This window comes from Rhodococcus koreensis, from assembly GCF_017068375.1.
Classification (GTDB): domain Bacteria; phylum Actinomycetota; class Actinomycetes; order Mycobacteriales; family Mycobacteriaceae; genus Rhodococcus_F; species Rhodococcus_F koreensis.
On record NZ_CP070609.1, the window covers coordinates 3,083,661 to 3,109,622 of the forward strand.

Annotated in this window: 24 protein-coding genes and 2 pseudogenes; 14 read left to right on the forward strand and 12 right to left on the reverse strand. The window is 66.3% G+C overall.

The features are described from left to right. Positions 1-109 precede the first annotated feature (109 nt). The gene (locus JWS14_RS14250) at positions 110-1,396 is read right to left on the reverse strand and encodes a PucR family transcriptional regulator (protein ID WP_206013567.1); all 1,287 of its coding nucleotides are present in this window, start codon (positions 1,394-1,396) and stop codon (positions 110-112) included. Between the two features lie 246 nt (positions 1,397-1,642). Between JWS14_RS14250 and JWS14_RS14255 the strand changes: the two genes are divergently transcribed. From JWS14_RS14255 to JWS14_RS14270, 4 genes are all read left to right on the forward strand, one after another. Further along, positions 1,643-2,215 (forward strand): VOC family protein, encoded by a 573-nt coding sequence (locus JWS14_RS14255; RefSeq protein WP_072937134.1) that lies wholly within the window; start codon positions 1,643-1,645, stop codon positions 2,213-2,215. A 64-nt stretch (positions 2,216-2,279) separates the two neighbouring features. Then, a complete protein-coding gene (locus JWS14_RS14260; protein WP_206013568.1) occupies positions 2,280-3,170 on the forward strand; it encodes a fumarylacetoacetate hydrolase family protein in 891 nt (296 codons plus the stop codon). Then, the gene (locus JWS14_RS14265; RefSeq protein WP_206013569.1) at positions 3,163-4,920 is read left to right on the forward strand and encodes an FAD-dependent oxidoreductase; all 1,758 of its coding nucleotides are present in this window, start codon (positions 3,163-3,165) and stop codon (positions 4,918-4,920) included. The genes JWS14_RS14260 and JWS14_RS14265 overlap by 8 nt, the downstream gene beginning before the upstream one ends. 31 nt (positions 4,921-4,951) lie before the next feature. After that, the gene (locus JWS14_RS14270) at positions 4,952-6,934 is read left to right on the forward strand and encodes an acetoacetate--CoA ligase (protein WP_206013570.1); all 1,983 of its coding nucleotides are present in this window, start codon (positions 4,952-4,954) and stop codon (positions 6,932-6,934) included. A 216-nt stretch (positions 6,935-7,150) separates the two neighbouring features. On the opposite strand, the gene JWS14_RS14275 is transcribed toward JWS14_RS14270, so the two are convergent. The 3 genes from JWS14_RS14275 to JWS14_RS51155 all read right to left on the reverse strand — a co-directional run bounded on the left by JWS14_RS14275 (position 7,151) and on the right by JWS14_RS51155 (position 9,233). Continuing rightward, positions 7,151-7,699 carry an RES family NAD+ phosphorylase gene (locus JWS14_RS14275; protein ID WP_241031343.1) on the reverse strand — a complete coding sequence of 183 codons (549 nt, stop codon included), beginning with the start codon at positions 7,697-7,699 and terminating at the stop codon, positions 7,151-7,153. Positions 7,700-7,764: 65 nt separating this feature from the next. Beyond that, a complete protein-coding gene (locus tag JWS14_RS14280; RefSeq protein ID WP_072937129.1) occupies positions 7,765-8,289 on the reverse strand; it encodes a hypothetical protein in 525 nt (174 codons plus the stop codon). Between the two features lie 815 nt (positions 8,290-9,104). Then, positions 9,105-9,233, reverse strand: a complete 129-nt coding sequence (locus tag JWS14_RS51155) for a hypothetical protein (protein WP_255314948.1) — start codon at positions 9,231-9,233, stop codon at positions 9,105-9,107. 108 nt (positions 9,234-9,341) lie between these two features. Between JWS14_RS51155 and JWS14_RS14285 the strand changes: the two genes are divergently transcribed. Beyond that, on the forward strand, positions 9,342-9,587 hold the full coding sequence (locus JWS14_RS14285) for a hypothetical protein (RefSeq protein WP_143548905.1): 246 nt from the start codon (positions 9,342-9,344) through the stop codon (positions 9,585-9,587). Between the two features lie 376 nt (positions 9,588-9,963). On the opposite strand, the gene JWS14_RS14290 is transcribed toward JWS14_RS14285, so the two are convergent. After that, positions 9,964-10,341, reverse strand: coding sequence for a serine recombinase (locus tag JWS14_RS14290; protein WP_072937127.1), 378 nt, complete (start codon positions 10,339-10,341; stop codon positions 9,964-9,966). 318 nt (positions 10,342-10,659) lie between these two features. Between JWS14_RS14290 and JWS14_RS51160 the strand changes: the two genes are divergently transcribed. The 4 genes from JWS14_RS51160 (at position 10,660) to JWS14_RS14305 (ending at position 14,749) form a co-directional block, all read left to right on the forward strand. Then, the gene (locus tag JWS14_RS51160; protein WP_009476095.1) at positions 10,660-10,782 is read left to right on the forward strand and encodes a hypothetical protein; all 123 of its coding nucleotides are present in this window, start codon (positions 10,660-10,662) and stop codon (positions 10,780-10,782) included. Positions 10,783-11,776: 994 nt separating this feature from the next. After that, the gene (locus JWS14_RS14295; protein ID WP_072937126.1) at positions 11,777-12,697 is read left to right on the forward strand and encodes an LLM class flavin-dependent oxidoreductase; all 921 of its coding nucleotides are present in this window, start codon (positions 11,777-11,779) and stop codon (positions 12,695-12,697) included. A gap of 7 nt (positions 12,698-12,704) precedes the next feature. Next, positions 12,705-14,039, forward strand: coding sequence for a PucR family transcriptional regulator (locus JWS14_RS14300; protein ID WP_072937125.1), 1,335 nt, complete (start codon positions 12,705-12,707; stop codon positions 14,037-14,039). Then, complete coding sequence (locus JWS14_RS14305; RefSeq protein ID WP_072937124.1) at positions 14,036-14,749, forward strand: SDR family NAD(P)-dependent oxidoreductase; 714 nt, start codon at positions 14,036-14,038, stop codon at positions 14,747-14,749. The genes JWS14_RS14300 and JWS14_RS14305 overlap by 4 nt, the downstream gene beginning before the upstream one ends. 13 nt (positions 14,750-14,762) lie before the next feature. Here JWS14_RS14305 and JWS14_RS14310 read toward each other — a convergent pair. The 3 genes and pseudogenes from JWS14_RS14310 to JWS14_RS14320 all read right to left on the reverse strand — a co-directional run. After that, positions 14,763-15,146 (reverse strand): annotated as a pseudogene (locus JWS14_RS14310) (SDR family oxidoreductase); the annotation flags it as partial. Positions 15,147-15,291: 145 nt separating this feature from the next. After that, on the reverse strand, positions 15,292-16,722 hold the full coding sequence (locus tag JWS14_RS14315; RefSeq protein ID WP_206013571.1) for an IS1380 family transposase: 1,431 nt from the start codon (positions 16,720-16,722) through the stop codon (positions 15,292-15,294). A 120-nt stretch (positions 16,723-16,842) separates the two neighbouring features. Continuing rightward, positions 16,843-17,262, reverse strand: a pseudogene (locus JWS14_RS14320) (SDR family NAD(P)-dependent oxidoreductase); the annotation flags it as partial. Positions 17,263-17,384: 122 nt separating this feature from the next. On the opposite strand from JWS14_RS14320, the gene JWS14_RS14325 reads away from it, so the two are divergent. Beyond that, positions 17,385-18,425 (forward strand): phosphotransferase family protein, encoded by a 1,041-nt coding sequence (locus JWS14_RS14325; protein WP_206013572.1) that lies wholly within the window; start codon positions 17,385-17,387, stop codon positions 18,423-18,425. Between the two features lie 10 nt (positions 18,426-18,435). Here the strand turns inward: JWS14_RS14325 and JWS14_RS14330 are convergent, their stop codons facing one another. Then, a complete protein-coding gene (locus JWS14_RS14330; RefSeq protein ID WP_206013573.1) occupies positions 18,436-19,452 on the reverse strand; it encodes an NADPH:quinone oxidoreductase family protein in 1,017 nt (338 codons plus the stop codon). A gap of 20 nt (positions 19,453-19,472) precedes the next feature. After that, positions 19,473-19,925: a MaoC family dehydratase gene (locus JWS14_RS14335; protein ID WP_072937272.1), complete on the reverse strand. Its 453-nt coding sequence runs from the start codon at positions 19,923-19,925 to the stop codon at positions 19,473-19,475. A gap of 151 nt (positions 19,926-20,076) precedes the next feature. Between JWS14_RS14335 and JWS14_RS14340 the strand changes: the two genes are divergently transcribed. From JWS14_RS14340 to JWS14_RS14350, 3 genes are all read left to right on the forward strand, one after another. After that, positions 20,077-21,318, forward strand: a complete 1,242-nt coding sequence (locus tag JWS14_RS14340) for an acyl-CoA dehydrogenase family protein (RefSeq protein WP_072937121.1) — start codon at positions 20,077-20,079, stop codon at positions 21,316-21,318. Between the two features lie 129 nt (positions 21,319-21,447). Next, on the forward strand, positions 21,448-22,746 hold the full coding sequence (locus JWS14_RS14345; RefSeq protein WP_072937120.1) for an MFS transporter: 1,299 nt from the start codon (positions 21,448-21,450) through the stop codon (positions 22,744-22,746). 28 nt (positions 22,747-22,774) lie between these two features. Next, complete coding sequence (locus JWS14_RS14350) at positions 22,775-23,791, forward strand: Rv3169 family protein (protein WP_072937119.1); 1,017 nt, start codon at positions 22,775-22,777, stop codon at positions 23,789-23,791. 68 nt (positions 23,792-23,859) lie between these two features. Here JWS14_RS14350 and JWS14_RS14355 read toward each other — a convergent pair whose 3' ends face one another. Beyond that, entirely contained in the window at positions 23,860-24,408 is a 549-nt protein-coding gene (locus JWS14_RS14355; RefSeq protein ID WP_072937118.1) for a TetR/AcrR family transcriptional regulator, read from the reverse strand. A gap of 45 nt (positions 24,409-24,453) precedes the next feature. Here JWS14_RS14355 and JWS14_RS14360 point away from each other — a divergent pair, with 45 nt between their 5' ends. Then, complete coding sequence (locus JWS14_RS14360; RefSeq protein WP_206013574.1) at positions 24,454-24,975, forward strand: thioesterase family protein; 522 nt, start codon at positions 24,454-24,456, stop codon at positions 24,973-24,975. Positions 24,976-25,102: 127 nt separating this feature from the next. On the opposite strand, the gene JWS14_RS14365 is transcribed toward JWS14_RS14360, so the two are convergent. Continuing rightward, the gene (locus JWS14_RS14365; RefSeq protein ID WP_206013575.1) at positions 25,103-25,897 is read right to left on the reverse strand and encodes an IclR family transcriptional regulator; all 795 of its coding nucleotides are present in this window, start codon (positions 25,895-25,897) and stop codon (positions 25,103-25,105) included. Between the last annotated feature and the right edge of the window lie 65 nt (positions 25,898-25,962).

Below are 25,962 nucleotides of genomic sequence, written 5' to 3' on the forward strand. Positions count from 1 at the left end.
TACAGCCCAAGGGTGGCGGGGTTCGCACTGGGATAGAGCCCAGCGTTCTCGCCCGGCATTGGTCCAGAGACCAACATCGGCGCGAACTCACATCGCCTGGACCGCTGATTCAGGCGTCGGGCCGGGACGTGGTGCCACCTCGGAGCCATTCGTGGACCCTGAGTGCGGCCCGCAGGTTGGTGGTCGAGGCTCCAGGTGGATGCTCACACAGGCTCAAAGCCTTATGGACTCGATACGTGACCGTGTTCTTGGAAATATGTTCGGCAGCAGCGACTTTGGCCAGGCTGTGATCCATGTCGAGATAGCGAATGAGGGTCGATCGCAGATCGGCAGTCCGGGCGTCGTCGTCGGCGAGGGGGCCGAGCAGGCGACTGGCGAATCCGGCGGCGGCATCTGGTTCGGCGAGGAGAAGCACTTCGAGGGCGACATCTTCGTGCGTGCACGTGGTGCGCGGCTGATCGGCGCGAAGACGCACTATCCGCTCCACTGCCCTGGCCTCCATGTGACTGCGCCGAAAGCCATCCACTCCGGATCCCAGTTGGCCGACGACGACGGAGATGTCACCGAATTCCGGCAAAGGCTCTCGGAGGACATGCCCTTGATCCGGGGAGACCGCACCCCACGCCCATATCGTCTGAAGTCCCACGGGAATCACCAGCGTTGCTGTAGGAATTCCCCAGTGCCGCAACACAGGGTCGACGATGCTTCGCAGATCGTGACCCGCGTGCGGCCCGCTCCACGCGATGATCGCCAGATGGTGTCCGCCGAGCGGGTATCCCAGCACCTCGTCTGCGCGAGAAGGGTCGACGGGTTCGGCCTCGACGATCTTCTTGACGAAATCGAGTCGAGCGGCAGAGACCCCGGCCGCCCAGGCGCTCCGCTCCTCGAGAAAGGTAGTGGCAGCGACTCCGGTGAACTGGTCCAAGACCTCGAAGAGCAGCACCGAGACCCGCCGCAACTCAGCGCTGCTCTCCGCCGGCGGGATCAACCGGAGGGCCGCATCGAGGATGGCGGCTGCGAGAACGGCGTACCCGACTCGGATCGAGCCGAGAAGATCATTGAGTTCCAGGCCTCGGCGGGCGAAGTCCACCGCAACCTCCTCGACCTCGGCACTCGCCAGGGAGGTATCGGGTTCACCGAGGCCGGCGACCAATGTCAGGGCCCGTAGTGCTGTCGACGTCGTCGCCCTGCGCACGGCACTGGGCTGTGAGGCTCCTTCCCGAAGGATCGGCATTTCCCGCGAGATCCTGGTCGCGATATCTTCGCCTACCTCGACAGCCCAGGTCACAGCGCCGTCGCCCAGGGTGGAGCGGATGCGATCCGCGTCGGGACTGAGCCATTCGCGTTCGGATTGCCGGGCGCGGGTGCCCGCGAGTTCGTGAGTCCAGTGCGGCACTCGACATCCTTCCACTCTGCCCCCGACCACTACGATCCGCCCGAATTGGGCTCGAACCCAAATTCCTCGAGTGTTCCTGGTCCTCAGCCAGTAGCAACACGCGCTGAAATTGAATGAAATTGTGTCATCGATCAGTGACGGGCACCACAGCACCGGGTCTCTCGGACATGGCGTTCACCCGGTGTCGTCAACACATGTTTCGCATTACACCACCCATGAGTGACCGTGGACACAAAGGAGTCAACGATGACCGCCACCCCCAAGTTCGCGCACGTCGTGCTACAGACCAGCCGGTTCGAGGAGATGCGCGACTGGTATTGCACCGTGCTGGACGCGCACGTGGTCTACGAAGGGCACGGTTTGTGCTTCATCACGTTCGACGAGGAACACCACCGGGTCGCGCTGCTGGGAGCGCCCGTGCAGCTCGAACCGAGGAACCCGGGCGCGTCGGGTATGCATCACACCGCTTACACGTTCGACACTCTCGATGATCTGCTCGATCGCTACGACTCCCTGAAGGAGCGGGGGATCGAGCCGAAAGTGCCGATCCAGCACGGGGTGACGACGTCGCTGTACTACCAGGATCCGGACGGCAACTTCGTGGAACTCCAGATCGACAACTTCACCACCCCGGACGAGGCAACGGCCTACATGAACGGCCCGGAGTACGGCAACAACCCGGTCGGAGTGTCGTTCGTACCGGAGTTGATGCGGGAAGCACTCGTGAACGGCACCCCGATCTCGCAGATCACCACCCACTCCTGGGCCCTGCAGACCAGCCCCGACCTGCCCGACCCGATGGCGGCGTTGACCAGCTGACCCCACTCGAACTCACGCTCGGCTCGGCACAGCGGCAATTCTCTTTCACCGAAGGACAATCTTCATGCGTGTAGCAAACCAAGCCGGCCGGCTCCAGGTCGTGGCGGACGGCGTTGCCGTCGACGTCGAGACGGCCAGCGGGGGCCACTTTTCCGCCGAACCCCAGCAGATTTTCGACCGGTGGGACGAGTTCACCGCCTGGTCACGCACCGCGGACCTGGCGGACGGGGTACCGGTGGACGAGTCGAAGCTGGGCGCTCCGGTTCCCCGGCCCGGCCAGATCTTTGCCGTCGGCGTCAACTACGCCGATCACGTCGAGGAATCCGGGCTCACACTGCCCGACGCCCCGTTCGTGTTCACCAAGTTCCCCGCGTCGATCGCCGGGCCGTACGACACCATCGAACACCCCGGTGGCTCGGTGGATTTCGAGGTCGAACTCGTGGCGGTCATCGGCAAGGAAGCCCGAAACGTGCCCGCCTCCCAGGGCTGGGACCACGTGGCCGGGCTGACCCTCGGCCAGGACCTGTCCGAGCGGGACCTGCAGCTGTCCGGTCCCCCGCCACAGCAGTTCAACCTCGGCAAGTCCTTCGCCGGATTCGCCCCGATCGGACCCCTGCTCGTGACGCCCGACGAATTCGGCGACCCCGACGACATCGAGATCAGCACGGTCCTCTCCGGCGAGCTCATGCAGAAGTCGCGGACCCGGCACCTGATCTTCCCGATCCCGGTCCTCGTGTCCTACCTGTCCTCGATTCTGCCGCTGTGCCCCGGCGACCTCATCTTCACCGGCACCCCCTCGGGGATCGGCTTCACCCGCGATCCCCAACGGCTCATCGGTTTCGACGACGAACTCGTCAGCCGCGCCGAAGGCATCGGCGAGATGCGGCACCGCTTCGCCGCCACCGACCGTCCGCACCCCCTCACCACTCTTTCCAGGAGCACACACCATGTCTGACATCACCGTCCCCGTACTCGTCGTCGGTGGAGGCGGGTGCGGATTGACCACCTCGATCCTCCTCTCCGAGCACGGCATCGATCACCATCTCGTCGAGCGGCACACCGGCACCTCCCACCTGCCGAAGGCCCACTACCTCAACCAGCGCACGATGGAGGTGCTGCGCCAGGTCGGCGTCGCGGACTCGATCTACGAAGTGGGCACCCCGCCGAGGAAGATGGGCAAGACCCGATGGGTGACCTCTCTCGGGGGTGACGGCGAACTCGACGGCCGCACCCTGTTCACGCTGGAGTCGTTCGGCGGCGGACGGCTCGAGAGTGCGTACGCAGTCGACAGCCCGTGCCCGTCCAGCAACTACCCCCAGATCCGTCTCGAACGGCTGCTCCGGCAGCATGCGGAGGACCGGGCACCGGGCTCGATACACTTCGGTCGTGAGCTGGTCTCGTTCGAGCAGGACGACGACGGTGTGCACGCGGTCATCGTGAACCGGGAAACGCAGGAGACCTACACCGTCCACGCCCAGTACATGGTTGCCGCGGACGGCGGCAAGACCGTCGGCCCCGAACTCGGAATCACGATGGAGGGCCCGAGCGGCATCCTGGACATGGTCAGCACCCATTTCACCGCGGACCTGTCGCAGTGGTGGGAAGACGACGTCCTGATCACCTGGCTCCTCAACCCCGAGGGCGCCGGGTCCTGGAGCAGCGGCGCCATGGCCGCGATGGGGCCGACCTGGGGCAAACATTCGGAAGAATTCGTCCTCCACTTCACCTTCCGGCCCGACGATCCCGCTCGCTTCGACGAAGACGCGATCGTTCCCCGGATCCGCGAACTACTCAAGCTGCCCGACCTGGAGATGACGGTCCACAAGGTCAGCCACTGGATCCTCGAAGGTGTGCTCGCCGACAAGTACCAGGTGGGCCGCATCTTCCTCGCCGGCGACGCCGCACACCGACACCCGCCGACCACGGGACTGGGTCTGAACACCGCCGTCCAGGACGCCCACAACCTGGCGTGGAAGCTGGCTGCGGTCCTGAAAGGGGACGCCGCCCCTGCCCTGCTCAACACCTACGAGCCCGAACGTCGCCTTGTCGGGATGCGCAATGTCGACTGGGCCATGTTCACCTTCCTCAATCACATGGTCATCGACGCGGGTCTCGGCCTGATCCCCGGGCAGCCCGTCGAGGCTCAGGTCCAGGTGTTCCGGGACTTCTTCTCCGACACCCCGATGGGTGAAACCCGCCGTGCGCGTGCAGCCGAGGTGATCAGTACCCAGCGCACCGAATTCCAGGCTCACGATCTCGAGATCGGCTTCTCCTACCCGGAAGGGGCACTCGTCCCGGACGGCACCGAGGCACCGCCGCGTGACCCGATGGGGCACACGTACTACCCCACCACCCGTCCCGGGCACCGACTGCCCCACGCGTGGATCGAACACGACGGCAGACAGATCTCCACCCACGACCTCACCGGGAACAACGCTCACTTCGTGCTCATCACTGCTACGGACGGTGCCGCATGGTCCGACGCCGCCCGACTCGCCATGGACAAGTTCGGTGTCCAGATCAAGGTCGCGCAGATCGGCGACGGCACCGACCCCACCGGCCGGTGGAGCGAACTCCGCCAGATCGACGACACCGGGGCGATCCTGGTCCGTCCGGACAACCACGTCGCCTGGCGCAGCACCGGCACCGCCGCCGACCCCGCCGACGAGCTCACCCGCGCACTCGGCACCGTGCTCTCACGCTGACGGCGGGACCCACCGGAAAGGACGCACGACTATGACCACGCCAGGACGTGAAGTGCTGTGGACGCCGCCGCCCGGGCGGGTCTCGGCCTCGAACATCATCCGGTACCAACGCTGGCTCGCTACCGAGAAGAATGTCCCCACCGACGATTTCGATTCGCTCTGGTGCTGGTCGATCAGTGACCTCGACAAGTTCTGGCTCTCGATCTGGGAGTATTCCGACGTGATCGCCTCGGCGCCGCCGCAAACGGTGCTCGCCGACCCGCGGATGCCCGGTGCCCGGTGGTTCCCGGGCGCTCGGCTGAACTGGGCGGAGAACCTCCTCCGTCACGTCGACGAGCCCGGGCCGGCGATCATCTCGGTAAACGAGACGGGCACGACCGGGGAACTATCGCGGGCCGAGCTGGTCGCGCAGGTCGCCAACCTCGCCGCGCACTTCCGCGAGATCGGAGTGCGTTCCGGCGATCGGGTCGCCGCGGTCTTACCGAACATCGCCCCCACCGTCGTTGCGGTGCTGGCCGCGGCCAGCGTCGGTGCGGTGTGGTCCTGCTGCGCACCGGATTTCGGCGTCAAAGGGCTGGTCGACCGGTTCGCGCAGATCGAGCCGACCGTGCTGATCGGGGTGGACGGCTACCAATTCAACGGCAAGCGCATCGACCGCCGCGACGTCTTCTCCGCACTGCTGGAACAGCTCCCAACCGTGCGGCACACCATCGTGGTCCGCAACCTCGGCCTCGAGGGGCGGCTCCCGCCCGAGGTCGCCGATTACGCCGACCTCGTCGTCGGGGACGCCGCACCACAGTACGAGCAGGTGCCGTTCGATCACCCGTTGTGGATCCTCTACAGTTCCGGCACCACCGGCCTCCCCAAGGGCATCGTCCACTCGCACGGCGGAATCCTGCTCGAATCCCTCAAGGCCAACGCGCTGCACTATGACCTCGGCCCCGCCGATCGGGTGTTCATCGCCGCGAGCACCGCCTGGGTGGTGTGGAACATGCTGGTCGACGTCCTGGCGGTCGGCGCCACCGTGATCACCTACGACGGCAGCCCCACCTACGGCCGGCCAGACCACCAATTCGAGGTCTGCGCCCGCTACGGGGCAACGAGATTCGGCACCGGCGCGGCCTACCTGACGCTGTGCGAAAAGGGCGGCACCCAGCCCGGTACCGATTTCGACCTGTCGAGGTTGCGGTCGATCATGTCGACCGGTTCGCCGCTACCGGACACCACCTGGCGGTGGGTCTACGACGCAGTCAGCGCGGACGTGCACCTGGGGTCGGACAGCGGCGGCACCGACGTGGCCACCGGATTCATCGGCGCCAACCCGATCTCCCCTGTTCGCGTCGGGGAACTCCAAGGCCCCTACCTGGGGGTCGATGTGCAGGCCTGGAACGAGGCCGGTCAGGCGGTCGTCGGCGAGGTCGGGGAAATGGTGATCGCCGCACCGATGCCGTCGATGCCGATCTACTTCTGGAACGATCCCGACGGAAACCGCTACCGGGAAGCCTATTTCGATGTTTATCCCGGGGTATGGCGGCACGGCGACTGGATCAGCATGGAAGCCGACGGCGGTTGCGTGGTCCACGGTCGGTCGGACTCGACAATCAACCGCGGCGGTGTCCGGATGGGGTCGGCGGATATCTATCAAGCCGTCGAAACGCTTCCCGAGATCGCCGAGGCACTGGTGATCGGCGCCGAGTTACCCCACGGGGGCTATCACATGCCGCTGTTCGTGGTGCTGCGCGAAGGATTTGACCTCGACGAGGCTCTCGTGGAGAAGATTCGCACCTCGATCCGCCGTCAGACCTCGCCCCGGCACGTTCCGGACGAGATCATCGATGTTCCTGCAGTTCCCACCACCCGCACCGGCAAGCGGCTCGAGATTCCCGTCAAGAAGCTGATCCAGGGAGTGGCTCCCGAGACCGCGATCAACCGCGCCACCGTCGCCGACGCCGCCGCCCTCGACTGGTACATCGACTATGCCGAACGCTTTCACAGCAACAGCGAGGGTGGCTGACTTGCTCAGGGAGCGATAGTCCCCTCGGAACTGCCCTGTTGCACCCCCGCAGCTTCGTCGTAAACCAAAGAGAAACAATGAACAACGCCCTGTCAGTCGATCACGGGACCGCGACCCCCTCGCAGCACGGGCCACGGACGCGGCGCTTCCACGCACGGCTGCTGTGTCCGGCACTCGACGCGCGACACATCGCCCTGCCGAGCCGGCCCTGGATCGTCAGGTTGGCGGATCGAGGACCCGGACCGACCGCGGAAGCGGCTGTACCGCAATATCACAACGCCTCGCCGCCGCCATGAAAGACTCCGGGCGCGGGTCCACAGGCCAGGACACCTCACCGGCCGGACCGAACACTGCGGCCGCATTCGCCGCCGGGCCCGTGGTGAAACGCGTCTGATACCGGATGCCGTCGAACTCGACATCGAACGCTGCCGCCCACGACCGGGGAACGTCGTACGGTGTCATCGAACACAACTCCCGGGTGAGCCCGAACGCGGCAGCCGCGTCAGCGCACGTGTCGGCGAGGTCATGGGTGCCCGGTACCCGGAGAGTCGACAGTGCCCGCTCGGCCGCGAAGTCGTGGGCGATCACCCCGAGCGATGCCAACGCCTCCCCCACCGTCTCCCGGATCGCCGTCGCCTCATCGAATGCGACGTAACACGTGCCCCGCGGTGCGGACAGATCGAATCGTCCGCCACCCGAAGAGGAGAACCACCACGGCCCATTCGAGACCCGGTGACCACGCTTGACCTGCCGCCTCCCAGTCAACCGCCAACCAGGAAACCCCGTGAGCGTGCGTGGTCCGGGCGCCCGAAGAGCAACGTCCTCACGGTTCACACCTCCCACCGCTGCACGTCCGCGCGGGCCGCCGCCAGGACCGGGTCGACCCGGCCGCCCTCGGCCAACCAGCCCGCCGCGGTCTTACCGCCGAACGCATCCTGCGGTGCCCGCAGCCACAGCGCACACGTCCACGGGTCCGCCCCCGCACGCAGGACACGCCACACCTGCACCAGCGTCGGATCCACGGTGCCGCTGCTGGTGAACTGCCACACCGGATAGACCCACTGCCCCTCTTCGAGTTGGCAGGCGATCACCGCGTTGGTAGCGACCCTCTTGCTCACCGCCTGCCGACTGACATTCCACCAGCGAGTCAGCCCGGCCGTATCGTAAAACGGGCCCACGACCTGGTCATAGACATGATGGGTGGGAAGCGCAGCCGACATCGCATCAGCGATCGCCTGCACGTCCGCGAACGCGTCGGTGGGCACACCGGCCGCAGCGGCCGCAGCGAACGTGCGGTGCACACGCTGCGACAGCTCCTCCATCAATCGCTTCTCCTGCTCCACCAGCGACGTCATCACACCCGCCCTTTCGCGTCAACCTTGTCAACCATAATGCTGCCTTATGTCGTCAACCACGTCAACCAGAGAGTCGGCCCGATCGCACCTCCCCGATCTACGGTCAAGTGCGGACGTCGATCTCATCGCCGCCGATCGTCGACCTCGACAGAGCGTTCCCCTCGACCTCGTCGAGGAGCCGGTCCCGGCCGGTCCCTCCGTGTGACCGAGGTTTCCTTGCGGATGCCGCATCCGGCGGGGCGCTCCGGGCACCACACTCTGCGGGGCTCGTTCCGGCGTCGCGATTGCAGCGGTGGCGTCGACGATCAGAGACGGCAAACGCGCCGATTTCCCCTGACGACGCGTGCTGGAGGGTCGATGGTTCACCTTGCCGGTTAGAAGCAACCGCCACCGCGCACTCGCGGCTTGAAACATCACGAGTCGAACGTGACTCATACACCACAAACTTGATCCCAAACCCGGCTACGCCGCCTCGATCAGTCCTCGAGCGAGACGAATCTGCACCCCCGATACCGAGTTGATCGACAACATGAAGGCACTCGATTCTGCCGTGACGGCCGTCGCACCGGATCTGTCCGAGTTGCCCGGCATCGGATTCGTCATTTGCGACCTCCGAGCTAATCGCATGGCCTCATCCCGACCGTGCCCGTTCGAGCCGCGGTCGCAGCCGCCGCCGGGACCGGCGTTGTCACGCAGGTCGATAGGTTCGTGGGCCGGCACGGGATCCGCGGCAGCGCCCGTACCAGACCCAACCCCCATCGCAGGATCGCTCACCTCTGCCCTTCTCGACCCCCGGCGAGCTTGACCGAGTTTGATCAGCCGTCGACGTGGAACACCGCATGTCGACCGCGGTCGGCGGAACGGCGCAACGCGGCCTGGATGACGGCGGTGCCACCGATTCCGCCGGCGAGGACAAGGAGCAGTAGAGCGACATTGAGATTCACGGGACAGGTCCTCCTCGGGATGGGCCAGGTGTGGCGGCCGGTGCGGATCGTGATGCGGTAGAGCTCAGTTCGCGCCCAGTCGGCAGCGAGGGCAAAGGGGTGTCGGCGTTGTCGTCAGCGAACATCACGGCGAGTCGGGCCTTGATCTCCGCGGTGCTGATCGACCCGGCACCGGTGAGGGTCGACGATCTCCTGCGGTCGGATGTCACACTCATGATGGACGATTCCTGCCTTCGTCTAGAAATCAATTGGTTGGCTCCGAGTGCACTCGGCCAGATCACGGACGGGCATGCAGTCACCCCACGAGAAGACCGCGAAGTCATCGCCGACCGCTACACCCTCACCAGCAAATAACGTGCCCATCGACGAGCCATGCGAACGGCGACGGGCCGGCGAAACCGTGAGTCACACTGCCCGCCATCGACCAATCCGTCCAGCACCCACGCTACGACCTCCGGAGCACCCTGTCATCCAGTAGGAAATCATCGAATTCTCCTATCGTTCAGTTTTTTTCGCTGTTGGTCGCCTGCCGGCCGTCGCCGATGTGGTCGAACCTTCGCGCCGCAGAGTGCGCGTACGCGGACACCTACCTCGGGGAACGCCACCGGACTGGGTGACCTCGTCGGTGTCGGCGCAGTGTGCCCGACGACGGTGCAGACTCCAACGGTTCCGAATTCAACCCCAGGCTCACGAACTCAACGTCGAGTGACCGGTCGAGCCATTCTCTCGTTCACTTCACGGCCGCCGTCGTCGCGGATGTCTCTGCGAGCGGGGCCGGTAGACGCTGGCGCAACTTCGCTTCGTGAGCGTCGATCTTGGACCTCAACGATTTGCCTGCCTTGGCCACCCGGCGTCCGGCGACAGTCAGCATCGGTCGTGGAATCCCGATACCCATTACCGGGACGCCTGTCACAAAGTTCTCCTTGAAGAGAAACATCGAGGCGTCGACCACTTCGTCATGGGTGAGCGCCGAGGCCACCCACCCGACCTCCGCTCCGATGGCATCCGCGTCCAGAATCGGGCTGCGATAACCCTCCGTTGTCTTCGCAAGAAGCCAACGCAGAACAGCGTCGCGAACCGCCCACTGACGATCGGTAGCTGCACTCACATTTCAGTCCTCCAAATAGATTCCACTAACGCTGCCCTGCACCATAGCCATCGGTGAGAAATAAGCAAGCTCCGTGAAATTTCCTGCGCGCCTTGCACCTCGGAAGCTCCCGACTGGTGTTTCACGACGACCGGACCGGACAAAAGGGGGCGTAGCGCCCCTCGGACCGGGGAACCGCCCGCCGAGGCGCCACCCGACCCCTCGTCACGACCCGGCATCACCGAGCCGCCTCGCATTTCGGCCGCTGAACTGGACTTATTTCTTTTGTTGGGTATGGTCGAGGTCAGTTCGCGGTTGCCGATTCGGAAAGGACCGACAATGGCCGACAAGTCCGCCGTCAAGAGTTCGAAACAGTCCGCACGTGCCCTCAAGGAGCGCCGGGCGGAGAAGCGAGAGAAGGCCCTCGAGTCCACTCAACTCATCCGAAAGCGGAAGAGCTGATGCGACACTGGCGTCAACACCGCATCCCGCCATCTTCTTCGCTGCCTGAGGATTGATGATGTTGCCGCGGGAACACGGCCAACACCCCTGACCCGCGCCCACATCAGAAGTAACGGCTTCGGAAAGGAACGGCCCGGAACGTGGAAATATTGCCGACTGCACTCACTTCCATTTTTTGCAGCAGCGAAAAGTCTCACAAGACCTGACGAGTTCAATGGAAGCACGCCGCAGGTTTTCGGTTTTCCCTGCGTGTGACCACCTGATCGGGGGGCCAACTTCCGGCCTCTGGCACGTCGTCCCGGCCTCTCCGTGGCCGGGACGACGTGTTTTCCGAAGTAGTTCAGGGTGAGCAAGACAAGGCCACTCACACAACGACATCCGGAGTTCCAGACCCGTCGAGAATTGATGGAACAGAAATGAATCGTCCTGGAATCGCCACCCCCTCGGCCGGACCCGACTTCACTGTCGCCGAGGAGACGACGGGCCCCACGCACAGTTGCCGGCGTTCCGACACATCGTCGATCGCAGCAGTCCCCCGATAGCGTTCGGCCTCGCACCCGATGGACAGCGCGCACCTGACAGCCCGCAACGCCCGTACGTCGGCCCCCGGCCACCTACCTGTCGCTGTGGGAAGTACCCGGCAACGGACTGGTACTGGCCTGCGAGGAACTCACCCCCGACCGCGCCGGCAGCCTGATCGACCGAACAATGACCCGCTCCGCGAAGGCGGCAGCCGAGAATTCTGGGCCGCCAAAGCCGGCGCCCGGTCGATGCTCGTGGACCGATGATATGGGCACGCCGAACCGAACCCCGCCAGTCTCATTCGTTCGGTTGCCGACACCACGAGATGTCGCCGCGATGAACTGCGGCGCCGAGCAAACCGCTGACGGCTGGGTGATCAACGGCCAGAAGACGTGGTGGGGCCTGCCCCGCCCCTTGCCATCGCCCCGCCGATAAGTTTATGGTCAGTCCATTCGCATGAAAGGAGATCAGGGTGTCGATCAGAGTGGGATTGTCGGTCACGGACGCACTCCTCGTCCCGAAACCCGCGGATCGGCGACTGCTCCTCGATTCCGCGGCAGAGGCGGGTCTCGACCACATCACCGTCGGCGACCACATCAGCTTCCACGGCGGAACCGGGTTCGACGGCATGGTCTCGGCCACGTCCGTCCTGTCCAGCCACGACACGTTGTCGGTGATCATCGGCGTCTACCTGCTCGGACTGCGGCACCCGATGCTCGCCGCGCGCCAGATCGCGACGCTGTCGCAGATCGCACCCGGACGGCTGGTCCTCGGTGCCGGCGTCGGCGGTGAGGACCGCTCCGAGATCTCGAACAGCGGGGTCGACCCCAGCACCCGCGGCCGTCGCCTCGACGAGACGCTCGAGGTGCTGCGCGCCGTCCTCACCGGCGAGGAAGTGACCCATCATGGTGAGTTCTTCACCCTCGACCGGGCACGCATCCTGCCTGCGCCGCAGCCGGCGGTGCCGATTCTGATCGGTGGCCGCGGCGAATCCGCCATCCGCCGCACCGCCCGCTACGGCGACGGCTGGCTCGGCATCTTCTGCACTCCACGCCGGTTCGCCGAGACCCGTACCGCCATTCTCGATGCGGCAGCGAAGGAAGACCGGGCACCCGACTCGTTCGGCGTCAACGTCTGGTGCGGGCTCGACAAGGATGCCGCGGTCGCGGACCGGCTCGTCGGCGAGAAGATGCAGGCGCTGTATCAGTTGCCGCGCGACAAGTTCCGTCATCTGGCCCCCGCCGGAACACCCGAGCAGGTCGCCGAGTGGCTGAACTCGTTCGTCGAAGCAGGTGCAGACAACATCACCCTGGTGCCGGCAACCACGTCGATGGAGTCGGCCATCGAGCACGCGGCGTCAGTCCGCACACTTCTGCTCACCCATCACCGCTGACCGTGTGATGTCCACCTCCGACGAGCGCACCGACCGTAGGCACCTTCCGCTCAGCGCGTTGGACGAGCTTCTCGACGACGCCGCGGTGGCCGTCGACTGCCTGTCCGCGATCGTCCGGGTCTGTTCGGAGGCCACCGGCAAAGCCGTCACCCTCTTCGACCGCCAGGGACACGTCGTCGCGTCCTCCCGGCCCGATGCCGGCAGGCAGACGACGTTCCCACCACTGCGCGAGATCGTGCGCGAGCACACGATCACCCCGACCAGTGCGGAACCCGTGCTGTTGCCCGCCGAACTCGGCACCGGGTTGTCGCGGCGCAAGATCCTCAGCGCGATCGTCGAACGCGGCGAACACCTCGGATGGCTCGTCGTCGACGAACAACCCACGCCGTTCCATCCCACGGACGAGTACGTGACCCTCCGCTGTGCCCGCCGCATCGGCGCGCAATTCCTCACCCAGCGTCGCATCACCCGGGTGGCCTGGAATGCGCGGTCCGCACTCGCCCGCCAACTCGTTCGCGGCTCCGGCGCCTGGGCCGATCTCGCGGCCGGTGCCGAATACCTCGGCGTGAACGTCCACGCCCGCCGGTCCCTGGTGTATGTCCGCGGATCCGACGGAACACCCGAGGATCTCGACCGCTCCCTCGCCGAGCACACCGAGCGTGCTCTCGGCATGGAGGTGTTGTCGACTCGGGGTTCGGAGGGAATCCTCCTGCTCATCGAGGCACCGGAGCACGTCGCGTCCCCGACCGTCGTCCGGCGCATCACCGCGACCCTCGAGGCGGCGGCCGCCGAACTGAGCCCGACGGGAGGTCTGATCGCCGGGGTGTCATCCGTGTACGAACCCGATTCGTTCACCCGCGCCTACCGCGAGGCACGGGAGGTGGTGCGCTGCATCGACCGTTTCACTCACGGAACGGGGCATCGCGTTCTCGCCGTCGACGATCTGGGACCGGCCCGGCTCTTCCTCGCGAACGGCGAGATCTCCGCCATCCGGCACTACATCGACGACATGCTCGGCCCCCTCCTCGATGACGACGCGACGTCGACCGAACTGATTCGCACCCTGGCAGTCTGGTTCGAGCAGAATCGCGGCATGCGCCGCACCGCCACGCGTCTGGGTGTGCACGAGAACACGGTGCGCCTCCGGTTGTCGCGAGTGCACGCCCTCACCGGCCTCGACGTCACCGGTGACGCGTCTCATCAACTGAGCATCCATACCGCGCTTCTCGTCCTCCGACTTCGCGACCATCCGGCCTTCCACGTCGAAAACCGCTGCGCCGAAGCGGAATGCGACGACACTGGACGCATCGATGCACTGCCCGACGAACGGAGATCCGCATGACCGACCCGCACCGCCGCAAGGCACTGGTAACCGGTGCCGCACGCGAGGGCGGTATCGGTAAGGCCATCGTCGCCCGACTCGAAGCCGACGGGATGGAGGTGGTCACGCTCGACCGTGCACCCGGGTGCACGTACCAGGCCGACATGTCCGCCGACGAACTGCCGCCCCTCGACGACATCGACGTCTACGTGGCCAATGCGGGTCTGACGACGATGTTCGGCGCCGCACACAGTCTGTCGATCGACAAGTGGCGAAAAGACCTCGAGGTCAACCTCACCGGGACCTTCCGAGTGCTGCAGCAATGCCTGCCGGGGATGCGCGAACGGGAATACGGCCGCGTGGTCGTCATCTCCAGTACCGCAGGCACGCAGGGCATGCCGGCCCAGGTGTCGTACAGCACCACGAAGGCCGGCCTGCTCGGTCTGGTCAAGACGGTGGCGGCCGAGAACGTCGCCCTCGGCATCACCGCCAACGCCGTCCTGCCCGGGATGACGGCCAGCTCCGGCATCCTGTCCATGCCTCAGGACATCCAGGACGCGTGGCTCGCGTCGATGCCCAACGGATTCGTCGACCCGGCCGACATCGCGGATGCCGTCGCGTTCTTCGCCTCCCCCACCGCTCGCAGCGTCACCGGCCAGTTCCTCACCGTCGACGCCGGCGACGGCCTCAACACCCGCACGGTCACCTCCTCGGTGGCGCAGCACCGATAGCGTCCGCGCGTGCTCAGTTCACCAGCACGCCGCCGTCGACGGGAAGACTCACCCCGGTCAGATACGCGGACGCGTCGCTCGCCAGGAACACCACCACCGCGGCGATGTCCTCGGGATCGCCGATGCGTCCGAGGGGTATCCGCGCGTCGATGATCTTGCGCTTGTAGTTCTCGCTGTAGTGCGCCGTCGCCTCGGACGGAAAGACACCCGGCAGAATGGCATTCACCCGGATTCCGCTCGGACCGAGTTGCGCGGCGAGGTCGCGGCTCAGCCCGAGAACGGCCGCCTTGCTCGCGCTGTACGCGGCGGCGGGCATCTTCGCCGTCGTGAGAGCCATGACGCTGGAGACGTTCACGATCGAACTGCCGCGGCCCATCACCCGCGCGCACGCCTGAACCTAAATCCACCGATCGACTGATGTGTCCGTGCTGAGTTTCGTTGTGCGGCAGCGAGTTGGTTACGGACGTGGGTGATCGTCCGACCTGCGTGTCGGGTTGTTCCACTGGCTCTTTCGCGTCGAGGGCGGGCAGGTGTCGCGGACGTTAGACGATGATCGGGTGATTGCGGCCGAACGTTCTGTCGAACAGTGTGTTCCATGGTGTTTCCCACGGCCAGTCGGTCGGTAGGTGCAGCGTCAGCCGTCGGGCGGAGGAGGCGATGCGGGCGGGGACCGAGACGAGGGTGCGCCGGATGGTGCCGGTGGTCGCTTTCGTCAGCTTCGGGTCAGCCGTGAGGGTGCCGGCGGCACGGGTCAGATTGAACGCCATCACCGCGCAGACCAGCCAGGCGGCGTTCGCGGCGAACCGGCCCGAGGGCAGATGCGCGAGGGCGGAGTTCTTCAGGTCCGCGTGCACCTGCTCGATGACGGCGTGTTGGCGGTGGGTCTTGTCGGCGTCGACGGTGTCGAGGTCGTCGGGGTCGGTGGTGGTGAAGAAGGCGTGGAACCGCCAGATGTCGAACAACGTGCCCTGGCCCTGGTCCTTGGGCGGTCGCAGGTCGGGGATGCGGCGCACCACCAGCCGTCCGGGGATCTGGTGGGCCTTCTTCTGCGAGGCGAACGCGGTGAACGGTATCTCGGCGACCTCCGCCCGCGAGATCCAGGTGTCGGTGTCCTCGTCGTAGAGGGCGTCGGTGTATTCGATGGGTGTCCACGCGGACTCGTCGTCGATGGATGCGATCGCACGTTTGATGGTGGAGGTCAGGCGCACGGTGACCGACACATCGGCGCCGGCGCGAATCGCGGCACTGATGGTGGGATGGCCGTAGAAGGCGGAGTCGCCACGGACCAGGGGCTTCGACGCGCCGTGGCCGTCCGCCCCGCCGGCCTGGGAACGCAGCCGGTCGACGGTGGCCAGCGAATCGGCGACCATCCGGGCGGCGCCGCGTGCGGAGCCGCAGGCTCCTCGGCGTAGGCGTTGACCGATGATCACCGGCGCGCAGGTGTCGGTGGTGACGGTGGCGAGCAGGGCGTTGAGCCCGCGGACGCCGGAGTAGCCGTATCCGGAGCCCTGTTTGCCGTGGCCGTGGACCTCGATGATCGTGTCGTCGATATCGACCATGATTCGCCCGGTGTCGATGCCGCTGACCAGCGGGGTCTTCTCGGCGAGAGCGCCCAGGAACCGTGAGGCGACGGCGTCGAGTTGCCGCACGTGCCCGAAGGTGAACTCGCGGAGGAACGATCCCAGCGTCGACGGTGCATAGGGGCGGTCGAAGACGGTCCCCATTGCCCCGTGCCGCAGGATCGCCAGGTCGGCGATGCTGTCGGCGCCGGCGACCATCCCGCCGATCAGGGACCCGATCTTGCGGCCCGGGTTGGCGCCTTTGTCGGTGGGCACGCTCAGGTGCTGATCGGCGAGCGTGAGCAGGCCGCTGGCCTGCGCCAACGCCATCACCGGGACCAGTCCCGCGGTCGCCACCAAATTCGGATCGTCGAACCTCGCCGCCGAGACGGGTCGGGTGTGAGATAGTTGCATCCGCGAGATGTCCTTCCGCGTGGCTGAATCTGACCCTCGAGAAGTCTCATTCTTCCACTACGACAGGGCATTTCGCTTTTATGACACTCTCACGCGCTCATACCAATCGGTGCTTCCAGGCTGAATCATCCAGTAGGAGCCGTGCACGTTGACGTCGACGACGGACCGGAAGTGGTCGGGCGGATCCTCCGTCACGGGGTGGTATTCACCGCCGGTGCCCGCGTTGTTGACGAGGACGTCCACCCGCCCGAATGCCTCGACGGCGGCTTCGACGAGGCGGTCGCACTGGTCCACCTGCGTCACGTCGGTCTCCACCGCCACCACGCGGGGGTTGTACTTCCGCACCTGCTCCGCGGTGTCGGCCAGTTTGTCGCCACGCCGCGCCCCGAGGACGACGTCGGCACCCGCGCGTGCCAGGGCGAGCGCGTAGGCCACACCGAGACCGGACGACGCCCCGGTCACCACCGCGACCTTGCCGTGCAACGAGAACCGCTCCAGCCCAGCATCGTTCCGGGACCGATATCCGCTGATCGATGTCATAGACAAGCTCTACCACGCACCGGAGATCATCCGAAGCAACCACCGAGGGACCACTGTGGATTTCTTCAGTGACAGCGACGCGCGTGTTTGCGGTGCCGGCCGACCGGCCCGATCGTGGAGACGTGACGGAATTCGATGTGAACACGCTGACCACACGGGCGACGGCGGCCGCGGATCGCCGATGGCCGGGAGCCGCGATATCGGCGCCCTCGGCACTGCCGGGTGGGGTGTCGAGCCTGACCTACCGGGCCGTGCTCAGCCGCCCGGGCGTGCCCGACGCGGGCATCGTCCTCAAGATGGCACCCCCCGGACTGGAACCGGTCCGCAACCGCGACGTCCTCCGGCAGGCGCGGATCATCCGTCTCCTCGGCGCGGCGCCCGGCGTCCGGGTGCCATCGATCCTCCTCGAGGAGAACGGAACACCCGAACGGCCACCGTACTTCGGCATGACCCTCGTCGACGGACAGTCCTACGAACCGCTCCTCGACGAAGCCGGCTCCCCGCCGTCCGCCGACACGGTTGCCGTCCGCGCTCTCCGAGCCGCCGGGATGCTCGCACGGATGCAGAACCTCGATCCCGTCGCGCTGGGAGTCGGGGACGAACCGGTCGTCACCGTCGCGGAGGAACTCGCCCGTTGGCAGCGCCTGCTCGACACCGTCGACGACGACATCGCGCCTCGGCACGCCGAACTGCACGCCGCGCTGACGGACCGCATCCCCGCACCGGTCGCTCCCACCCTGCTGCACGGCGACTACCGACTCGCGAACATGCTGTTCGCCGGCGACGACCTCGCCGCGATCATCGACTGGGAGATCTGGTCCGTCGGCGACCCCCGCACCGATCTGGCGTGGTTGCTGATGCACACCGACCCGGCGCACCGGTTCCGGCGGTCCCGTCCGGCGGCCGACGTCGCGGCGGGAACCGGGATGCCGTCCCGCGGCGAACTCCTGGCCGCCTACCGCGCCGAGCGTGACGGGCCGATTCCCGACCTGGACTGGTTCCTGGCCTACTGCTACTACAAGACGGCGTCGACGATGTCGGTCTTCGTCAAACGCAACCGGAGGCGCCCCGACCCGGACCCCGCCCTGGTCGTCGCCGCGGAGAGCCTCGCCGAGGTCGTCGAACGAGGGCTGGCCGTGCTCGGCGCCCCGGCGGTTCCCTGAGCCCGTGCCGTCAGGCCGACGGCACCACTTCCGTAACACCGCGAGGTACCACCTCGACCACGACCTTGCCGAGCGCGGCCCGGTCGTCCAGCGCGCGCAGTGCGGCCGCCGACTGTTCGAGCGGGAACGTCGCCCCGACATACGGATGTATCCGTCCCTCGGCGGCCAGTGACTCGACGGCGTCCCGGACCATCCGCAAAGTCCCGGGATACTCGGTTTCCATGTTGTCCATGGTGATTCCCGTGACGGTGAGATTGCGGTGGAGCAGGCGGTTGACCTTAACGGTGGGAATCGAGCCGCCGGTGAATCCGACGACGACGAGTCGCCCGCCCTGGCGCAGTGCGCGGAGCGAGTCGGTGAACCGGTCGCCGCCCACCGGGTCGATCACCACGTGCACGCCGCGCCCGTCGGTGAGGTCGCGCACCTCGTCGAGCCACGGCCCGTCCGACCGCACCACCGCGTGCGCGCCGTGGTGGCGCGCGACCTCCTCCTTCCGGTCGCTGGACACGACCGCGATCGCCTTCACCCCGAACGTGTCCGCGAGGTCGAGCGCCGCGGTACCCACCCCACCCGCCGCGCCGTGGACGAGCACGTACTCGCCCGGCCGAACCTGCGCCCGGTGCAGCGCGTACCAGGACGTCGAGTAGTTCATGTAGAGCGCCGCGCCTTCGACGAACGACATCGACGGCGGGATCTTCACCGTGTACTCGGGCAGTGCCAGGGCCCGCTCGGCGAGCGCGCCGTGCCAGACGATTCCGCCGACCCGGTCGCCCGGCCGGAGGTCGGTGCCGCCCGGCGCCTCGACCACGACACCCGCGAACTCGCTGCCACACACGTACGGTGTGGGCACGCCGTTCTGGTATTTCCCCCAGGTCTGCAGGGGGTCGATGAACGAGAGGCCGGCGGCGTGCACGTCGACGAGTAGTCGCTGTCCGTCCGCCCGGGGGTGGGCGCCGTGCGGTTCGGGTACCTCTGCCAACGTCGCGGCCTCCGGGCCGGTCAGTTCCTCGACGACGACTGCGCGCATGGACGTCACTCTCCTCGTATTCAGTGGAAGTAGGCCACGACCGCGTCCGCGACGCAGGCGGGTTTGTCGTGACCCTCGATCTGGAAGGTCTGCCGGATCGTGAACCGATATCCGCCGTCGATCGGTCGCGCATCCTGCAGTCGCGCCGTCATGCGGATCCGCGAACCGACCGGGACGGGGTTCAGGAACCGCACCGTGTCGAACCCGTAGTTGAGTCCCAGCGAATGCCCGTTCATCTCGAAGACCTCGTAGAGAAACTTCGGCCCGAGCGAGAGTGTGTACATTCCGTGGGCGATCGTGCCGCCGAATCCGGCCTCCCGGCCACGCTCGGGGTCGACGTGGATCCGCTCGAAGTCCTCGGTGTCGTGCGCGAACGCCGTGATGCGGTCCTGGGTCACGTCGTACCAGTCCGTCGTGCCGAGGTCGGTGCCGACCCGCGCAACCAACTCGTCGATCCCGTTCAGCTTCAGCATGGCCGCATGCAACCACGGCGACCGCGCGCACCACAGGAACCGTCGATTCGGCACTGGAGAAATCAACAGTGCGGCGCGGCGGCCTCGTGGCTGTGGGTGCCGCCGCTCCCTACCGTCCGATGCATCAGGAAACCGAAGCGGAGGACGCCCTATGGACTGGACCATTCCCGACGATGTGCAGCAGTTCGTCACCGACCTCGACGCGTTCATCGATCGCGAGATCACCCCGCTCGAGGCCAAGCACCCGCAGTTCTTCGACCACCGCCGCGAGTACGCCCGCACGGACTGGGAACGGGACGGATTCCCCAAGCAGGAGTGGCGCGAGTTGCTGCTCGAGGCGCGGCGCCGATCCGACGCCGCCGGGTTCTTCCGGTTCCCGTTGCCCCGGGCGCTCGGCGGCAACGACGGGAGCAACCTCGCGATGGCCGTCGTGCGCGAGCACCTCCTCACCCGGGGCTCCGGTCTGCACTTCCCGCACGCCGACGAGGCATCGGTGGTCGCGAACCTCCCCCTTGCGCTCGTACTGCACGAATACGGTACCGACGAACAGCGGGAGCAGTACCTCGAACCACTGATCCGCGGCGACATCGAGATCGCGTTCGGTCTCACCGAGCCCGGGCACGGCAGCGACGCGACGTACCTGGAAACGACGGCCCGGCGTGACGGCGACGACTGGATCATCAACGGGGCGAAGCGCTTCAACAGCCTTGTCGACTGCTCCGAGGTCGACCTCGTGTTCGCGCGCACGTCCGGGCAGGCCGGCAAGGCCGACGGGATCACCGCATTCCTGGTACCGACGGACGCGCCCGGGTTCTCCGTTCCGTTCAACCACTGGACGTTCAACATGCCCAGCGACCATTCGGAAGTCCATCTCGACGACGTGCGGGTCCCGGCGAGCGCAGTGGTCGGGGAGGTCGGCCGCGGCCTCGACTGCGCGCAGCTGTTCGTCCACGAGAACCGGATCCGGCAGGCGGCGTCGTCGCTCGGTGCGGCGCAGTACTGCATCGACCAGAGCGTGAAGTACGCGCAGGAGCGGGTCGTCTTCGGGAAGCCGCTGCACGAGCACCAGGGAATCCAGTGGCAACTGGTGGAACTCCAGACCGATGCGGAACTGATCCGCAACACGATCTACAAGACCGCGGCAATGATGGACGAGCTCGGGAAGACGGCCGTCACCGACAAGGTGGCGATGGTGAACCTGCGCAGCAACCAGCTCGCCTGCCGCGCCGCCGATCGCGCGATCCAGATCCACGGCGGCGTCGGATACTCCCGCCACAAGCAGTTCGAGCACATCTACCGCCACCACCGCCGCTACCGCATCACCGAGGGCACGGACGAGCTGCAGCTGCGCCGGATCGCGAGCAGGATCTTCGACTTCTCGTCCCATCGCTAGTCACCATTTTGGACTGTCCTTTACTTTGGCCTGTCCATATGGTGTTATCTGTGACGGAGGCCACTCACCGTGGATCCCCTGCGCGGCATCGCCGCCCCCGACTACCGATATCAATCGACAGGAGCTTCCATGAGCGCAGTCGGCACGACTGGGTTGCAGGCGCCCACGCGGCATCTGAACCGCTGGTGGTATGTCGTTACCGGTTTCATGACACTGCTGTTCGGCACGACAGCGGTCAACGTTCTGTTCAACATCCTGGGCAAGCCCATGACCCAGGAGTTCGGCTGGGAACGCAGCGTCATCAGCAACGGCCTGTCCATCGAAACGGTGCTGGTGGGCATCAGCATCGTCATCCTGGGCTTCCTCATCGACCGGTACGGACCCAAGATCCCCTCGGTCCCGATGTCACTGGCGTTCGGAATCGGCCTGATGCTGATGTCCGCACTGCCGAACAATCAACTCGTCTTCTACCTGCTCTGTGTGGTGATCGGCGCCGGAGCGGGCGCCGTGAACCCGGTCGCGCACTCGACCGTGGTGAGTGCGTGGTTCCAGGACCGGCGCGGCATGGCGCTGGGCATTCTCATGGCCGGCCTCGGCTCCTGCGGTGTACTGATGCCGTATCTAGCCAACTGGATGCTCGGCATCGGCGGATGGCGCTTGGCGTTCCTGGTCATCGGCGCCCTGTGCACGGTCATCCCGGCCGCCGTCTACGCCTTCGTCACCCGGATGCCGGCCGAACACGAGGCCGAGCGCATGGCCGCGCGCCTACAAGGCCGGATGGCCGGGGAGTCCCTCCTCACCGTGGCCCGGAAGTACCGGCAGTTCTGGCTGCTCTCCATCGCCATCTTCCTGGTGTCGTCGGCAACCTTCGGGTTGATGTCGCAGATCGTGCCCATGACCACCGACAAGGGCATCAGCCAGGGCACCGCCGTCTCGATCCTGTCCGTCCTCAGCCTGGCGTCGGTTTCCGCCCGCCTGCTGGTCGGCTACCTGTTGGACCGGTTCTACGCCCCCGCCATCGGCTCGATCATCTTCGCGTTGTGCGCGGTCGGCGTCTTCCTGATGATCACGTCGTCGCAGACCGGCCTGCTGTTCGTCGGCGCCGTCCTGATCGGTCTCGGCCTGGGATCCGAGGGTGATCTCGCCGCCTACATGGTGAGCCGATACTTCCCCAAGCACTCCTACGGCCGGGTGCTGGGATTCATCTACTTCCTCTACGCGCAGGGGTCGGCGTTCGGCATCTTCCTGCTCGGACAGGTCTACAGCGCCACCGGTTCCTACCGTGCCGGAGCGCTGCCGATCATCGTGCTGGTCGGTGTCGGGATCGTCTGCCTGCTGCTGATGGGGTCCTACCGCTTTACCCTCGATCACAAGGAGGTCGACGCTGTCGACGAGACATCGGCGCCGAAGTCGCCGGTCTCCAGTTGATACCCACCGTCGACCAGAAGGAGTACGCATGACCGACGGATTCCACGACGCCCTGGTAACCCGGGCCACTGCTGACATGCCGGAGAGGTTCTTCGACCGGTTCATGTTCAACCTTCATCCGGACGGCGCCGCCGCGCCGTCGGTGATCCTCGGCGCCGGGGTCTATCCACCGCGGAACGTCGTGGACGGTTTCGTCGTCCTCACCACGGAGACCGAGCAGCGCAACCTGCGCTTCTCCACCGAGCACGACGCGACCGACGCCGCCTCCGTCGGGCCGCTGAAGTGGGAGACGCTCGAGGACAACACGACCTGGCGAATCCAGCTGGGTGAGAACAAAACCGGACTCGAACTGGACCTGGTCTGGCGCGCCCGGGCACCGTATTGGCTCGGATCGGTGGATGTGGAGAACACCGACGGAAACGTCACGTCGTTCGACCATCTCTTCCAGCCCGGCCGCTACGAAGGCACTCTCACCCTCGACGGGTCCGCCACCGACGTCGGCGGGTGGTACGGCCTGCGGGACCGCTCCCGCGGGGTGCGGACCATGTCCGGCGGACAGGGCCTGCACATCTGGTACCAGGCGCAGTTCCCGGACCGCACGTTCGGGTTCCTGCTCGTCGAGGACCGTCGAGGTGGCCGAATTCTGCTGGAAGGCGCCGTCATGCACGACGACGGCCGACTCGACGACATCACCGACGTCCGGCACGACCTGGCATTCGCCGCGGGCAACGACCTCACCGGGGGGACGATCGAGGTCGTGACGGCCGGCGGCGCGACCTACCGCATCGGTGCGGACGCCTCCGCAGGCGGTGGCTACATGGCGGGCGGTGGCTACGGCGGACACCACGGCAAGGTCCGTGGCCGCGACTTCCAGGAGTTCGACGTCTATCCGCTCGACGGATCCGTGGGGCCGACGACCCTCGACTCGGCCCTGACCGACCGGTGCTGCACGTTCGAGTGGAACGGGCAGACCGGCTACGGAATCTTCGAGTTCGCCCTGTCGCGGTCGTCGTCCTACACGTACCGCTCCAGCATCGCGACCTAGCCCGAAGCTGACTCTGCCCCTGCATCTACCGATAGGTGCAGGGGCAGAGTGCTATTACCGGTGTGCTGTTACCGGAAAGCGTCCAGGCCCTCGCTCGCCATCCGCACCATGTGATCGGCGAGCCCGGCGGTGCGGGTCACCTTGGCGGGCCAGTACGCGATCGAGAAGATCATGCCCAGGCAGGACTGGGTGGCCACCGAAACCTCTGCCGGCGACGCGGCGGGGATCGACCGCGCCACCGCGGCCTCCCACCCCTGGACGTACTGCTTGCGCCGGCGGTTGATCGCCTTCCGCCACGGATCGACCAGCGACCGGTCTTCACGCTGGCTGACGTTCACGAGATGGCGGTGCCGGGCAGCATAGAGGGCGTGGTGTCGGATCATCCGCTGGAGATCGAGATCCGCGTCCTCGTGCACCGGTTCGGTGGCGCCGATCAACTCGTCCATCGCCTCATCGAACAGGGTGGCCAGAATCTCGTCCTTGCCTGAGAAATGACGATAGATGGCAGGACCGCTCAGACCGGCACGGGAGCCCAGCTCATCGACACTCGTTCCGTGAAAGCCTTTTTCGTAGAACAGCTCTGCGGCGGTGTCGAGGATCTTCCTGTTCCGGTCCACAGCTGCATTCTAGCACTCGGTGATAACGATCGTTATTATGGACCGATGACGTCACCAGCCGAAATCCCCTCATACCTCCAGGTGGTTGCACTGCCCCGCGAGTGCGGGCCCGTGCTCGTTCCGTCCGCCTACGAGGACGAGAACGGCCACATGAACATCCGCCACTATTTCGACCTCGAGGCGCAGGCGATCGCGGAAGTGTTCGATCGGATGGGCATTACCGACGACTACCGCGCCACCCGTGGCCAGGGCTTCTTCACCGCCGAGCACCACATCCGCTACTACGCGGAGGTCCACGTCGGCGACCGCGTGTCGGTGCACGCGCGGATCGTCGAACGCTCGGACAAGGTCGTCCACGCCATGGCGTTCCTCGTCGACGACACCACCGAACGCCTCGCGAGCACACTCGAGGTCACCGCGACCCACGTCGACCTCACCAGCCGCCGGGTCGTGCCCTTCGCCGGCGACGTCGCCGGTGCGGTTGACCGGGAACTCGCCCGCACCGACGTCGACTGGCCCGCCCCCGTCTGCGGTGCGATGGGCGTCCGCGCCAGGGCCGCGCGGTGACGGCGTCGGACTGACGGCTTCCACGAGCCATTGACGCTCACCTTCTCGGTTCCCGCACTCGCTACGGCGGCCGAGAAGGTGCGCGTGTCCGGATAAGTAGTGCCGGATGCCGTCACCGCGGCCCGACTCACGTGGCGTCGGACGACCTCAGGTCACGAATGCGAGACTCGATTCCCGCTGCTGTTCTGCGCATCTGGCCGACCAGTCCCGACTCCAGGCTGGCATGAAACCTGGTTGTCGGCATCGCCACGACCAGGGCGCCCAGAGCGACACCCTCGCCGTTGCGCAGACAGACCGCCACGGAGGACAAGCCGACCTCGACCGCATCCACCGCTGTTGCGTACCCCTTCTCGGACACAGCCCGCAATTCCCTCTGCAACAAAGCGAATTCCGCAGGCGACAGCCGGTCGGCCGAGAGTGCGTACTCCGACCGATACAGATCCGCGAGCGCACTGTCGTCGAGTTGCGCGAGCAGCACCCGGCCGCCGGCCGACGTTCGTGCGGGCGGAACATGACCCTGTCGATTACCGACCCTGAGCAGTTTCTCCGACTCGACGGCTCCGATCACCCGGGACTCGACGCCGGTCCGAACGACGAGATTCACCGTCTCCCCCGTCAGCGAAGCCAATTCGTGCATCGAGTCGAGGCACGCATCGCGGAACACCCGGGTCCAGGACGACCCGGTGGGTCCGACCCCGATCGACGGCCCCGGGAGGTACCTCCGCGACTCGTCCTGCACGACGAAGCCGTGGTAGATCAGCATGGCCAGCAACCGGTGAGCGGTCGACTCCGCCACCCCGATCTCTTCGGCGGCGTCCTTCAACCGGAGGCTGCCGTGGTCGCGGACTGCGTTCAGCAGCAGAAGCGCGTTGTGCACGGACTCGATCATGTAAGTCGGCTTACTGATCGGCCTCGTCTTCATACCGGGATGATAGTCCGACCCGGCAGTATCCGAAAAGGATGTCCGGCAACGCGCTCCCCCGCTCA